Annotated in this window: 10 protein-coding genes; 5 read left to right on the plus strand and 5 right to left on the minus strand. The window is 74.8% G+C overall.

The features are described 5' to 3' along the window. Nucleotides 1-50: 50 nt before the first annotated feature. Nucleotides 51-1,523, minus strand: coding sequence for a GH1 family beta-glucosidase (locus ACWCWD_RS15730; protein WP_450773283.1), 1,473 nt, complete (start codon nt 1,521-1,523; stop codon nt 51-53). Between the two features lie 279 nt (nt 1,524-1,802). Between ACWCWD_RS15730 and treZ the strand changes: the two genes are divergently transcribed. Further along, on the plus strand, nt 1,803-3,563 hold the full coding sequence (gene treZ, locus ACWCWD_RS15735) for a malto-oligosyltrehalose trehalohydrolase (protein WP_450773285.1): 1,761 nt from the start codon (nt 1,803-1,805) through the stop codon (nt 3,561-3,563). Nucleotides 3,564-3,645: 82 nt separating this feature from the next. Here the strand turns inward: treZ and ACWCWD_RS15740 are convergent, their stop codons facing one another. Beyond that, nucleotides 3,646-4,773: a M24 family metallopeptidase gene (locus tag ACWCWD_RS15740; RefSeq protein ID WP_450773287.1), complete on the minus strand. Its 1,128-nt coding sequence runs from the start codon at nt 4,771-4,773 to the stop codon at nt 3,646-3,648. Between the two features lie 259 nt (nt 4,774-5,032). Here ACWCWD_RS15740 and ACWCWD_RS15745 point away from each other — a divergent pair, with 259 nt between their 5' ends. Beyond that, entirely contained in the window at nt 5,033-6,004 is a 972-nt protein-coding gene (locus tag ACWCWD_RS15745; protein WP_450773289.1) for a GNAT family N-acetyltransferase, read from the plus strand. An 18-nt stretch (nt 6,005-6,022) separates the two neighbouring features. Here ACWCWD_RS15745 and ACWCWD_RS15750 read toward each other — a convergent pair whose 3' ends face one another. Together ACWCWD_RS15750 and ACWCWD_RS15755 are read right to left on the minus strand one after the other, a co-directional pair. After that, entirely contained in the window at nt 6,023-6,676 is a 654-nt protein-coding gene (locus ACWCWD_RS15750) for a hypothetical protein (protein ID WP_450773291.1), read from the minus strand. A 56-nt stretch (nt 6,677-6,732) separates the two neighbouring features. Then, nucleotides 6,733-7,821, minus strand: coding sequence for a DNA polymerase III subunit beta family protein (locus ACWCWD_RS15755; protein ID WP_450773292.1), 1,089 nt, complete (start codon nt 7,819-7,821; stop codon nt 6,733-6,735). Nucleotides 7,822-8,037: 216 nt separating this feature from the next. Here ACWCWD_RS15755 and ACWCWD_RS15760 point away from each other — a divergent pair, with 216 nt between their 5' ends. After that, entirely contained in the window at nt 8,038-9,027 is a 990-nt protein-coding gene (locus tag ACWCWD_RS15760; RefSeq protein WP_450773294.1) for a S41 family peptidase, read from the plus strand. 72 nt (nt 9,028-9,099) lie between these two features. Here the strand turns inward: ACWCWD_RS15760 and ACWCWD_RS15765 are convergent, their stop codons facing one another. Next, a complete protein-coding gene (locus ACWCWD_RS15765) occupies nt 9,100-9,807 on the minus strand; it encodes a nucleoside/nucleotide kinase family protein (RefSeq protein WP_450773296.1) in 708 nt (235 codons plus the stop codon). Between the two features lie 89 nt (nt 9,808-9,896). On the opposite strand from ACWCWD_RS15765, the gene ACWCWD_RS15770 reads away from it, so the two are divergent. Then, nucleotides 9,897-10,289 (plus strand): VOC family protein, encoded by a 393-nt coding sequence (locus ACWCWD_RS15770; protein WP_450773297.1) that lies wholly within the window; start codon nt 9,897-9,899, stop codon nt 10,287-10,289. A 340-nt stretch (nt 10,290-10,629) separates the two neighbouring features. Further along, nucleotides 10,630-13,113, plus strand: coding sequence for a GTPase-associated protein 1-related protein (locus ACWCWD_RS15775; protein WP_450773299.1), 2,484 nt, complete (start codon nt 10,630-10,632; stop codon nt 13,111-13,113). The last annotated feature ends 3 nt before the right edge of the window (nt 13,114-13,116 follow it).

A 13,116-nucleotide genomic window follows, 5' to 3' on the forward strand; every position in this document is an offset into this window, starting at 1 on the left:
TATCGGTCACCGGGGCCCGGTCGGGAAGTCCCGCCCACCCCCCGCCCGGGTCAGAGCGGTCGTACGGCGGTCTCGGTTCCGGCCTGTTCCGCGGCGCCGGCGGCCTGCTGTCCGATGATCTCCATCCCTGGCGAACCCTGTTCCGCCGGAACGGGTTCCGCCGGAGCGGTTCCGGCCGGCGCGCGCTGGGCCCGGATGACCTCGCGGTACCAGGCGTAGGACTCCTTGGGGGTCCGGCGCAGGGTCTCGTAGTCGATGTGGACGAGCCCGAAGCGCTTGCTGGCGCCCTCGGTCCACTCGACGTTGTCGGTGAGCGACCAGGTGAAGTAGCCGCGCACGTCGACGCCTTCACCGATCGCCCGGTGCAGCGCCCCCAAGTGGCCTTCCAGGAAGGCGATTCGACGGGCGTCGCTGACCGCGTCGTCCACCGCGCAGCCGTTCTCGGTGATGTAGAGCGGCGGCAGCCGGTCGCCGTAGCGGTCGCGGAGCTGGACGAGGGTTTCACGCAAGCCGTCCGGGACGACGGGCCAGCCGAAGTCCGTCTTCTCGTATCCCTCGATCTCCCGGATTCCGAAGGGGAGTTCGGCGGGGATCTCGAACCCGGCGAAGGAGTCGAGGGCTTCGGGGCGGGGAGCGCCGACGAGGGTGGGGTTGTAGTAGTTGACGCCGTACCAGTCCAGCGGGGTGGAGATGGTCTTCAGGTCGTCGGCGACCGGGCCCGGCATCAGCGCGGCGAATCCCTCGTCGGGGTAGCGGCCGGCGAGCAGCGGGTCGGCGAAGAGCCAGTTGGTGAGGCTGTCGTAGAGCGAGGCCGCGTCCCGGTCCTCGTCCGAGTCGCCGGCCGTCCAGACGGGGCTGTGCGAGACGGCGATGCCGATGTTGGAGGCTCCGGCGGCGCGCAGCGCCCGGACGGCCAGTCCGTGGGCGAGGAGCTGGTGGTGGGCGGCGGGCAGGGCGTCGAAGAGGAGGGCACGGCCGGGCGCGTGCTGGCCGAGGGCGTAGCCCAGCAGGGTGACCTCGGCGGGCTCGTTGATGGTGATCCACATGGGGACGCGGTCGGCGAGCCGTTCGGCGACGATGCCCGCGTACTCGGCGAAACGGTAGGCGGTGTCGCGGTTGAGCCAGCCGCCCTCCTCCTCCAGCGGCAGCGGAGTGTCCCAGTGGTAGAGCGTGGGGGCGGGGGCGATGCCCCGGGCGCAGAGTTCGTCGACGAGCCGGTCGTAGAAGTCGAGTCCGGCCGGGTTGACGGCGCCGCTTCCGCCGGGCACCACGCGGGGCCAGCTGATGGAGAAGCGGAAGGCGTCGGCGCCGAGCCCGGCGAGCAGGCCGATGTCCTCGCGCCAGTGCTCGTGGAACCCGGTCCCCCGGGTGGTGTCGGTGCCGTCCTTGATGCGGCCGGGCACGGCGGCGAAGGCGTCCCAGCCGGAGAGGCCCTTGCCGTCGGCCTCGACGGCTCCCTCGGTCTGGAACGCGGAGGCGGAGGCTCCCCAGAGGAAGCCGGGCGGGAACTTCGGCACGGTCATTTCGGCCTCCATCAGCCGTACGTCGGCGTACGTATGAGCAGGATCGGGCAGGGCAATGATCAGAGCAGACCTTAAGGGGTGATCCGTACTCCTGTGCGCGGATGCACGGAACACGGGACATCTCCTCGGTCGCCCCTGAAACACGCCCCGGCGGAACCGGTCCAGTATTCCGGGCGGGGCGTGCGACTTCAGCCGATCATGAAAGCTGGTCCGGACTTCCCTCCGGCGCTTCCGGCTTTTCATACGAATCACTGACACATGACGGACGGGGAGTGGCGGATGAGGTTCGAGGTGTGGGCCCCCGGGGCCGGGTCGGTCGGACTCCAGCTGTCGGGCGACCGGCTGGCGATGGGGCGTGACGGGTCCCGTGCGGGCTGGTGGACGGCCGAGGCGGACGCGGCCGACGGCGACCGGTACGGCTTCTCGGTGGACGGGGGGCCGCTGCTCCCCGACCCGCGCTCCCGGCGCCAGCCGGACGGTCCGGACGGTCTGAGCGCGGTGGTCGGCCAGGACGCGTACGCCTGGCGGAGCGACTGGCGGGGGCGCGCGCTGCCGGGCGGCGTGCTGTACGAGCTCCACGTCGGTACGTACACCGGTGAGGGCACCTTCGACGCGGCGGCGCTCCGGCTGGGCCATCTGGCGGAACTGGGCGTCACGCACGTGTCGTTGATGCCGGTCTGCCCGTTCCCCGGCGCCCACGGCTGGGGGTACGAGGGCGTGTCGCTCTGGGCCGTCCACGAGCCGTACGGGGGCCCGGCGGGGCTGAAGCGGTTCGTGGACACCGCGCACGGGCTGGGGCTCGCGGTGCTGCTGGACGTCGTCCACAACCACCTGGGGCCGTCCGGCAACTACCTCCCCGCCTTCGGCCCGTACTTCACCGAGACGCACCACACCCCGTGGGGCGCCGCGGTCAACCTGGACGCCCCCGGGTCCGACGAGGTGCGGGCGTATCTGCTGGGCAGTGCGCTGGCCTGGCTGCGCGACTACCGGCTCGACGGGCTGCGGCTGGACGCGGTGCACGCGCTCGCCGACACCCGGGCGCTGACCTTCCTGGAGGAGCTGGCGGCCGGGGTGGACGCGCTGGCCGCCCAGGTGGGCAGGCCGCTGACGCTGATCGCCGAGTCCGACCTCTGCGACCCGCGTACGACGGCCCCGCGCGCGGCGGGCGGGCTGGGGCTGCACGCGCAGTGGAACGACGACTTCCACCACGCCCTGCACACCGCCCTCACGGGCGAGGCGCAGGGCTACTACGCGGACTTCGCCGCCGCGCCGCTGGCCGCGCTGGCCAAGACGGTGACCCGGGCCTTCTTCCACGACGGCACGTACTCGAGCTTCCGGGGGCGGTCGCACGGCCGCCCCGTCGACGTCACCCGCACCCCCGCCCACCGGTTCGTCGGCTACGCGCAGACCCACGACCAGATCGGCAACCGGGCCCTCGGCGACCGGCTCGCCTCCTCCCTCTCCCCCGGCCTCCAGGCGTGCGCGGCGGCACTGGTGCTGACCGGCCCGTTCACCCCGATGCTCTTCATGGGCGAGGAGTGGGGGGCGCGGACCCCGTGGCAGTTCTTCACCGACCACACCGACCCGGAGCTGGCCGAGGCGGTACGCAACGGCAGGCGGCGGGAGTTCGGGGCGCACGGCTGGGCCGAGGAGGACATCCCGGACCCGCAGGACCCGGCGACCCGGGAGCGGTCCTGCCTGGACTGGAGCGAACCGGAGCGCGCACCGCACGACCGGCTGCACGCCTGGTACAGGGAGCTGATCGCGCTCCGCCGGGCCGTGCCCGACCTGCACGATCCGGACCTCGCCGCGGTGAAGGTCGCCTTCGACGAGGAGGCCCGGTGGCTCGTGCTGCGCCGGGGCGACGTGCGGATCGCGGTCAACCTGTCCGGCCGGCCCGCCACCGTCCCGCTGGGCGGCGGGCGGAACCGGGCCGGTACCGGACGAGTACTGGCGGCCTGGGAGCCGGTGGAGGCGCCGGGTGCGGACGGACTGCTGCGGCTGCCCGCCGAGTCGTGCGTGGTGCTCGCGGACGGGTGACCCCGAGTGTCCGGGTCGCTCGTGCCCCAGGTGGTGTCCGGCGGATCGAGGGCGACCCCGGTCATGATCCGCCGGACACCACCTAACCGACGATCGCCAGCTCGCGGGCGGTGGAGTTGAGCCGCCTGCCGCCGTCCTCGGTGACGGTCACGATGTCCTCGATCCGCACCCCGAACCGCCCCGGGAGGTAGATCCCCGGCTCCACGGAGAAGCACATCCCCGGCACCAGCGGCTGCTCCTCGCCCTCGATCATGTAGGGCGGTTCGTGGGTGGTGACGCCGATGCCGTGGCCGGTGCGGTGGATGAACCGGTCGCCGTAGCCGAACTCGGTGATGACCGCGCGCGCCGCCCGGTCGACGTCCTGGCAGGCGGCCCCGGGCCGCACGGCCGCGCACCCCGCCGCCTGGGCCTCGCGCACCACGTCGTGGACCCGCTGCTCCTCGGCGGTGGGCTCGCCGACGTGGACCGTACGGGAGGTGTCGGAGCCGTAGCCGTACCGCAGGCCGCCGAAGTCGAGGACCACCATGTCGCCGTGCTCGATGACCCGCTCCCCCGCCTCGTGGTGGGGGTTCGCGCCGTTCGGGCCGGAGCCGACGATGGCGAAGTCCACCTGGGAATGACCGAATCCGATCAGCAGCTCCGCCAGGTCCGCCGAGACCTCGGTCTCCCGCCGCCCGGCGAAGGGGACCTTCAGGATCTCCTCGTACGTGGCGTCGGCCGCCGCGCCCGCCGCCGCGAGCCGCTCCAGCTCCGCCGCGTCCTTGACCGCCCGCAGCATCGGCAGCACCTGGGTGAGCGAGGCGTAGGAGGTGCCGGGCAGCAGCTGCTGGAGCCCGAGCAGGTGCATGGCCCAGGCGTTGTCGCTGATCCCGTACCGGCCGGCGGTGTCGAGGAGGGGGGCGGTCACCTCGTACGGATTCCTGGCGTCGGTCCAGTCGCGCAGCGAGAGGGCGGGGGCGCCGATCGCCGCCTCGGCGTCGGGAGCCTCCAGGGTCGGTACGACCAGCACCGGTTCCTGGCCGGGGGTCAGCACGAGAAGGGTGAGGCGCTCGGTGCTGACGGGCTGGTAGCCGGTCAGGTGGACGAGATCCGGTCCGGGCGCCACCAGGACACCGGCGAGCCCGGCCTCGGCGGCGGAGTCGGCCGCACGGGCCATCCGGGCCCGGTAGACGTCGGCGGTGAAGGGCTCGGGCGGGTTCGGGCTGGTCATGCGGGGGCCTCCAGAGGTGCTGCCGGGACGGCTGCCGGTGGCGGCGCACCACTGCGCGCGCCGCACGGAGCATCCTGCCGCCGCCCGCCGCGGGACGCGAGCGCCGGGCGGGCGTGGCGGGGCGCCGGGTGCCCGAGGGCCCGGACGGACCGGGCCAGTCATGATCGAAAACAACTTGCCGGGCCCCCGCACTTCCTGGTTCCCTACGGGGCGCGTGCCCGGCACCCGGCACGCCCACCAGCACCATAGCGAGGACCCCATGCAGCCGGGATACGAGATACGCACGCCCCTCGAATCCGACCTTCCGGCGATCCTCGCCACCGTGAACGCCGCGGGCCGGGCCGGAGACGCCACGGCGGCGGCCCAGACCGTCGACGAGTACCTGCGGATCTGGTCGCGTCTGGACCGGGAGCGGGACACCTGGATCGCGGCCGCTCCGGGCGGGGAGATCGCGGGGTACGGGCACCTGGCCGCTGAGCCCGGCGAGGGCCGCGCCCACGCCGACGCGTACACGCATCCCGGCCACGAGGGCGTGGGCGTCGGCACCCGGCTGCTGGAGCTGGCGGAGACCCGGGCCGCCGAGCTGGCGGCCGGCGCCGGCCGGACGCTTTCGCTGGTCAACTACGTCTACCTCGGCGGTGCTTCGGAACGGCTGCTGCGCTCGCGCGGCTACCGCCGGACACGGGTCCACCAGCGGATGGCGATCGCGCTGGACGGGCCGCTCGCCGCGCCGGTGTGGGCGGACGGGGTCACGCTGCGGGCGTGCACCGGGAGCGCCGAGGAACTGCGGGCGGTGCACGCCTGCGTCGAGGACGCGTTCGGCGACCGCTGGGGCGCCGGGCCCCGCCCGTACGACGTCTGGGCCGACGACCTGCTGTACGACGGCTTCGACCCGTCGCTCTGGCTCCTCGCGGAGCGCGAGGGCCGGATCGCGGGGGCGGCGCTCTGCCGGTTCCGCGACGTCCAGGGCGAACCGGCTGGCGAGGTGGGCCAGTTGGCGGTGCGGCGGGAGGACCGTCGCCTCGGGATCGGGCGGTCCCTGCTGCTCGCCTCCTTCGCGCTGTTCGCCGGGCGCGGTGCCTCCTCGGTGGGGCTGGACGTCGACAGCGAGAGCCTGACGGGCGCGCACCTCCTCTACGCGCGGGCGGGGATGGCGGTCACGGTCTCCATCGGCCGCTTCGAACGCGAGGTGCCGGGCGCGACCGCCGACGGTCCCGACGCGCGGAGCTGAACGGGAAGGTCCCGCGCGTCAGGCGGGAGCGGCCAGGGCGCCGACGGCCCGGCCGAGAAGCCGCTGCTCGTCCTCGGGCAGCCACCGGGCGGCGTGCACCATGTGCAGGGCGGTGGCGAGCCGCACCCGGTCCTCCTCCGTACCGAGATCCGCGAGGTGGGCGGGGAGGATCAGCCCCAGGGCCTTGAGGTCGCCGCGCGCACAGAACCCGGCGAGCAGGGCGGACAGGAGGCGGTCGGCATCTCGCGGTACGGCCGCCCCGGTGGTGCGCAGCCCCTCGGCGACCGCCACCCTGACCCAGTCGGCGTACGGCCCCGGCGGCACCGCGCCGATACGGGCGGCGGCCAGCCGGAAGTTGTCGCGCGCCTCGTCCGGCTCGCCGAGGTCCTGGTGCGCCTTGGCCATGTTGAGGTGCAGGGAGGGGTAGAAGGCCGCCACCCGCTCGTCGCCGACCAGGTCCGCGCGGTGCAGGCACTCCCGGTTCCAGTGCAGGGTCCGTTCGGGCGTGGGCTGGTGGCGGGCCAGGTAGTGGGCGGCGACGCATGCCTCGTAGTCGTCCGCGGCGCTCTCCCACGCCTGCTCGAAGAGGCGTGCGGCGTCGGCGTCCCGGCCTTCGGCTTCGGCCTGCATGCCCTGGGCGCAGAGCGCGATGACGGGGTTGTCGGGGTCCATGGTCTCCCTCTTCCGGGGATGGGGATGGGGTGAGTGTGAGTGGAGGGGCGAGCGGGTCAGGTCCCGGTCGGGACGTCGTGGACGGGCATGACCAGGGTGGTGAAGCTGCCCTGGTCGGCGGAGCGGACGACCACGGGCCCGTCCGGGGCGGAGACCTCCAGCAGGACGTCGGGGCCGACGCCCGCGTCGAGCGATGCCAGGAGGACCGCCGGGTCGAAGGCGACGCGCGCGGGCGGCCCGGTGCAGAGCGCGGCCGGTGCGGCGGTGACCGTGCCACGGAAGGCGACGGTGAGCCGCTGCCCGTCGGTCCGCAGGGTGACGGGCCCGTCGTGCGCGTGGGCGACGACCGCCGCGCGCAGGGCGGTCCGGTCCGCGATGATCCGGTGGGGTGCGGGCGGCAGGGCGTCCAGCAGCATCCGGTAGTCGGGGAAGGTCCCGTCGACGGTCACCAGCTCGCGTACCTCGCCGTCGGCGCCGTGCAGCCGTACGCCCTCCGCGTCCACCTCGATCCCGAGGTCCGGCAGCCGTACGGCCCAGGCGGCGAGGTCCCGCGCCTGCTCCGCGCCGAGCAGGAACCCGCACGCTTCCCCCTCGACGGAGGCGGAGGAGGGCCGCAGGGCGCGGACCGCCAGCCGGTAGCGGTCCGTGGCGACGAGCCGCACTTCCTCGCGCCCGAGTTCGACCAGGACGCAGCCGAGGACCGGGAACTCCTCGGCCGCGGGCCCGGACGCCACCGCCGGAACGACCTGCCGGACCGCACTGGCCAGCTCCGCCCCGCCGATCCGCGTCGTGGCCCGGGGCGGGCCGCCCGGCAGGTCCCGGAGGATCTCCTCGATCGCCGACCGGGCCTCCTCCGCCGACTCGCGGGCCCTCCTGGCGTGGGCTTCGAGTGCGGCGCGGGCTTCCGCGCGGGTCCCGCCGAGCACCACCGAGGCGTCGGTGAGCGGCATCCCGGCTTCGCGCAGCCGCCGCACCAGGACCGCGCGGGCTTCCTGCGCCGGGGCGTAGTAGCGGTAGCCGGTCGCGGCGTCGACGTGTGCGGGAGGCAGCACGTCGCAGTCGTCGTAGAAGCGCAGGGCGCTCGGAGCCAGGCCCACCCGGCGGGCGAAGGCGCCGATGCTCATCAGCGCGTCGGTGTCGTCCATGGGCGCGATTCTCGGCTCTCAAGCGGCTTGAAGGTCAAAACGGCTCGGGGGTCCGGAAGGAGCGGGGCCGCGCGTCCCGTGGCCGCGTCCACCCGCCGTAAGGGGTGGCGCCTGCCGGCCGATCCGTAGGAGAGTCGCGCGGAGGCGCCGGGCACCGCAGGGGTGCGGCGCCGGACGAGGTGGAGGTACGCGGTGGGGGTTCCGGCAGGAAAACGGATGCGCGGCCCGGCCCGACTGGCCCTGGTGTCGGCTGTGCTGATGGTGGCCGGATGCACGGGTGGGGGCGGTGCCGAGCCGGAGGACTCCATGGCACCCGAGGCGAGGGCGTATCTCACCTCCGCCCTGGACCTGATGGAGAAGCACTCCCTGGTGAAGGCCGAGGTGGACTGGCCGAAGGTCCGCCGGGACGCGTTCACCCGTGCGGCGAAGGCGCGGACGCCCGCCGAGACGTACGGGCCGATCCGGCAGGCGCTGCGGGACCTGGGCGACGGGCACAGCGCCTTCCTCGACCCGCAGGACGTCGCTCGGACTCTGGACACGTCGGCCGACGACACGATGCTCCCCGAGGGGCGCCGCCTCCCGGGTGGCATCGGCTATCTGATGCTGCCTCCGGTCTCCTCCGACGAGGTCGCCGCCCCCTACGTCCGCTCGGCGCGTTCCACCGTCGCGGGGATCGACGACGAGGGTGCCTGTGGCTGGGTCGTCGACCTGCGGGGCGAGAGCGGCGGGGACATGTGGGGACCGCTCGCCGCCGTGGGACCGATCCTCGGCGACGGGGAGGCCGGCGCCGCCGTCCACGCGGACGGCCGGAAGGAACCCTGGGCCGTCCAGGACGGTACGCCCAGCGCGTACGTGGACACCTGGGGGCCGGCCGCTCCCCTCGCGCGGCCGCTGCCGCCCGTCGCCGTCCTGACGAGCCGCAGGACCGCGAGCGCAGGAGAGGCCGTGGTCATCTCCTTCCTGGGGCGTCCGGGCACCCGCACGTTCGGGGAGGCGACCATGGGGGTTCCCACGGCGAACTCCCCGTTCCGGCTGTCCGACGGTGCGATGGTCGTCCTGACGGTGGCCCGCGAGGCCGACCGCACCGGGCGTGTGTACGACGGGCCTCTCACGCCGGACGTCGTGGTCCCCGAGACGCGCGGGCCGGACAAGGCCCTGAAGGCCGCCACGGCCTGGCTCTCCGCCCAGAAGCCCTGCCGCTCCTGAGCCGTCGGCGGCAGCCCGCGAACCGTCTGCCGCTCCTGAGCCGTCGGCCGCAGCCCGTGGACCGGCTGCCGCTCAGCCCTGGCGCGGGCGCGGGCGGACGATCAGGTCGGCCCGGTCGCGTCCGGCTTCGACCAGCCGGGCGTTCACCTCGTCCGAATCCGCCACCCACCGCTCCGCGTACGGCCTCGGCCTGCCGAACCGTACGTGCCGGTCGACCAGCCTCCGTACGCGCACGTCCGGATCGATGTCCAGATACCAGACCTCGTCGAGCAGCCCCCGCACCGGGGCCCAGAGACCCTCGTCGTGGAGGAGGTAGTTCCCCTCGGTGACGACGAGCGGGGTGGCGGGCTCCACCGCGACGGACCCGGCGATCGGCTCCTCAAGGGCCCGGTCGAAGGCGGGGGCGTAGACCGTCTCGCCCCCGGGCGCCGCTTGCGCCGGGTCGCCGGTGCCGCTGCCCGTGCCCCGGGCACCGTCCGTACCCCCGACGCCGCCCGGGTCGCGCAGCCGTCGCAGCAACGCGGCGTACCCGGCGGCGTCGAAGGTGTCCGGCGCACCCTTGCGGGCGGCCCGTCCGAGCCGTTCCAGCTCGGCGCCCGCGAGGTGGAAGCCGTCCATGGGGACGAGTACGGCGGTGCCCGCGAGCGCCTCGACCAGAGCGGCGGCGAGGGTCGACTTACCGGCACCGGGCGGCCCGGCGATCCCCAGGATCCGGCGCCGGCCGGGGACGATGAGGGCCCGGGCGCGGGCGGCGAGCGGGGCGAGGTCGTACGTATCCATGCGGGGCATTCTCCGGGCTGCTCTACGCGCTCGTTAGTGTTACGTATAACCGGAACCGTTCCGCACGCACCCGCTTCCGAGGAGCCGAGATGCCGCACATCGCCCTGACCACCCTGGTCGTCCACGACTACGACGAGGCCATCGCCTTCTACCGGGACGCCGTCGGCTTCGAACTCGCCGAGGACACCGACCGGGGCGACGGAACACGCTGGGTCGTGGTCCGGCCGCGCGGCGCCGGGGCCTCGGGTACGGGTCTCCTGCTGGCCCGCGCGAAGGACGGGGAGCAGCGGGCGGCGGTCGGGGCGCAGACGGGCGGGCGGGTCGGCTTCTTCCTGCACACCGAGGACTTCGCGGGGGACCACGCGCGCATGACGGCGGCCGGGGTGCGGTTCCTGGAGGAGCCGAGGCACGAGGCGTACGGCTCGGTCGCGGTCTTCGAGGACCTGTACGGCAACCGCTGGGACCTGCTCCAGCCCGCATGAGGACGCGGGGGCGTGCGGAGTCGCACCCGGCCGCCCGGGCCGCGCCCTTCGGCGCCCTTCGGCGCCCGGCAGGGAACAGCCCGGCGGGTCCCGGCGAATCGGCCCGGCAGAGTCCCGGCGAACCGGGCCGGCAGGGTCTCGGCGAACCGGCCCGGCGGGGTCCCGGCGAACCGGGCCGGCGGATCGCTCCGCACGCCCGCCGGAGCTTGATAGCGTCGCCCCCACGCGACTGCGGAACGCTCCCCGCCCCGGTCGCCGGCCGGCCCCGCGCGTCACCGGAACGGGCCTGCGCGCACGCGGGTTCGGGGACGGTCGCCGCAGGACGAAGAGGGCCCCGGGCATGAGCCTCGCGCAGTTGCACTACACCTCGGCCGCTCCGGGGGACGAGGGGACGGTGGGACGGTTCACCGCCGTCGCCCACGGGATACCCACGGCGCTGCTCTCGGAGATCGAACCCCTGCTGGGGTACGAGCCTCCGAGGGACGTGCCGTTCCTCCCCACGGACACCGAACTCCGCTCCATGCCTCAGGTGTTCAGCTTCACCCACCTCTCGGACGGCAGCAGGCTGCTGGCCCGGGGGGTGCCGTTGGCCGCGCCGGGCGGGTCCGGTGACCTCAGGTTCCACACCCACGCCGTGCTGCTGCCGGCCGGTGCGCGCCTGCCGGGCGACCGGCTGCCGATCACCGCGTGGCGCTCGCCCCGCTGGGTTTCCGTCACTCCGAGCGGCGCGATACCCGACCCGCTCACCTCGCCGCACGCCCACCCCGGCCTGGAGCGTGAGGCCCTCGGTGACTTCGCGGTCTCCCGGGGCCCGTGGCTCGCCGCCGTCTTCGCCGATCTGCGCCGGGTACGGGTGGAGAGCGCGTCGGGCGCCACGGCGCCGGTGGCGCTCGTGGAGCGGCAGAGCGAGGACGTGGCCCGCTGGATCGGGCTGGCCTCGGCGGTGCTGCCGCCGGAACACGCGGAGCAGTTGACGTTCACCACGTACTCCCGACGGCCCTCGCTCGCCCCGCAGCAGGTGGTCGGGGTGCTCCCGGAGGACGCCCATCTGCTCGACGCCGCCGAGATCCGGGTGCACGTCTGCGGCGCCCCGAACGGCCGCCCGTCCCCGGCGTCCGGTGACGCCTGGGCCGAGACCGCCGCCCGCGTCTGGCGCAGCCGGGCGCCCGAACTCTTCGACAGGGCACGCGCGTTGCACGGTGAGCCGTTCGCCGCGGGGCCGTTGGCCGTCACCGCGCTCTGCGCCGGTATCGCCCTCGGGCCCGACGAGCGTTCCACGGCGGCCGAATGGGCGGCCGAGCGGCCGTACGCGCTGGACGAGGAACAGACCCGCAGGCTGGTCGACGCGCTGACCGCACCCGGGCTCGACGACCGTACCGGCGGCGAATTCGACGCGGTGGGGCGGCTGTTCGGCGCGCTGGACGGACGGTCTCCGGCCGCCACGACCGCCCCGCTCGCGGCGATGCTGGTGACCGAGGCGGTACGCGGCGGCAACGGGTCCCTCGTGCTCCCCGACCGGAGCGCCTTCGCGGGCCCCGAGGGCAAGGCCGTGTCCGAGGCGCTCGCACCGGAGATCCTCGCCGAACTGGCCGGTGCGGGGACCGCTTTCGACATCGCGCGGACGGTCCAGCTCCTCCGGGTGGCTCGGCTCCTGGGCGTCGACTGCGCGGAGCTGCTGCCCGCCGTCGTGGAACGGATCGCTCCGGCGCTGCCGGCCGCCCCCGACTTCTCCTGGGGCCCGGCCCTGCTGGAGCTGCTGGACGAGCAGTTCGACGTACGGACCGCGCTGCTGGTGGCGCTGGACCGGATCGCGCCGGACGATCCCGCCGCCATGGAACGGCTGTTGGGGCGGGTGCCTCTCCCGTTCACCGGGACGCAGTCACTGCCGCACCTGAGGATGTGCGCCGAGTCGCGGGCGATCAGGGCGAGTTGCGGCGACGACCGGAGTGCCGCGCTCGGCCGGGTGCTGCGGACCGCCGGGATCTCGCCGTTCGCCGAGCCGTTGGTGCTGCGCTCCGCCGTGGGACTCGTCTGGGCGGACCGGGGGCCCACGGCCGGGGAGGCCCGGATGCTGCTGGAGGCGGCCACCTCGGACGCGCACCGCAGCGCGGGCACCTGGTCGCACCTGGTCGGCGCGGCGCTCGGCGCGGCGGCCGAGGACGCGGACGCGGCCGGTCTGGCGCACGATCTGCTGCGTGGCTTCCCGCACCAGATCCTGGGCCGGGAACGCGGGGCCCTGCTGCTGCTGGACTTCGCCCGCGCGATGCGGGCCTCAGGAGCCGCCCCCGACACGGACGGGGCGCAGCTGCCGCCGGACGAGGCCGAGGCAGGGGAGGGCTGGGCGGCACGGCTGCTCGCGCTGCGTCCGGCCGCGGAGCCGGTGGAGCCGGGCGTCCTGGAGCACGCGTCGGGCGCGCTCGCCCGCCGCCTGCTGGCACCGGAGCGGCCGGAGGAGGAGCTGTACGCGTTCGTGCACACCGACGACCCGGACCTGCTCGCCGCTTACGGCAGGGCCGCGCGGGAGGAGCCCGTACTGGCCCGGCTGCGGTCCGACCCCGCGTTCGCCGCCGACTGCTATCTGACCTGGAGCGCCCATCCGCACGCGGGTGCCCATTGGGCGCGTACCAGCGGCGCCCTGCTGGACGAGGTGCTGCGCCCCGCCGTGCGCGAGCTCTCGGCGGCCGGGGTCCAGGCGGTCGAGGAGGCCGTCGGGCGGGTCGGCAGCAGCGGCCGGACGGAGGCGTTCCGCTCCTGGAACCGGCGCCCGGCGGGCCCGCTCGGCCGGATCGGCCGCCGGCTGGCGGGCAAGGTACGACGCCCCTGACGG

Source organism: Streptomyces sp. NPDC001493, from assembly GCF_053597235.1.

Coding starts and splice junctions, on each gene's coding strand:
- ACWCWD_RS15745 (WP_450773289.1), top strand. CDS start 5,033: ATGCAGCCGGGATACGAGATACGCACGCCCCTCGAATCCGACCTTCCG.
- treZ (WP_450773285.1), top strand. CDS start 1,803: ATGAGGTTCGAGGTGTGGGCCCCCGGGGCCGGGTCGGTCGGACTCCAG.
- ACWCWD_RS15775 (WP_450773299.1), top strand. CDS start 10,630: ATGAGCCTCGCGCAGTTGCACTACACCTCGGCCGCTCCGGGGGACGAG.
- ACWCWD_RS15760 (WP_450773294.1), top strand. CDS start 8,038: ATGCGCGGCCCGGCCCGACTGGCCCTGGTGTCGGCTGTGCTGATGGTG.
- ACWCWD_RS15765 (WP_450773296.1), bottom strand. CDS start 9,807: ATGGATACGTACGACCTCGCCCCGCTCGCCGCCCGCGCCCGGGCCCTC.
- ACWCWD_RS15770 (WP_450773297.1), top strand. CDS start 9,897: ATGCCGCACATCGCCCTGACCACCCTGGTCGTCCACGACTACGACGAG.
- ACWCWD_RS15750 (WP_450773291.1), bottom strand. CDS start 6,676: ATGGACCCCGACAACCCCGTCATCGCGCTCTGCGCCCAGGGCATGCAG.
- ACWCWD_RS15755 (WP_450773292.1), bottom strand. CDS start 7,821: ATGGACGACACCGACGCGCTGATGAGCATCGGCGCCTTCGCCCGCCGG.
- ACWCWD_RS15730 (WP_450773283.1), bottom strand. CDS start 1,523: ATGACCGTGCCGAAGTTCCCGCCCGGCTTCCTCTGGGGAGCCTCCGCC.
- ACWCWD_RS15740 (WP_450773287.1), bottom strand. CDS start 4,773: ATGACCAGCCCGAACCCGCCCGAGCCCTTCACCGCCGACGTCTACCGG.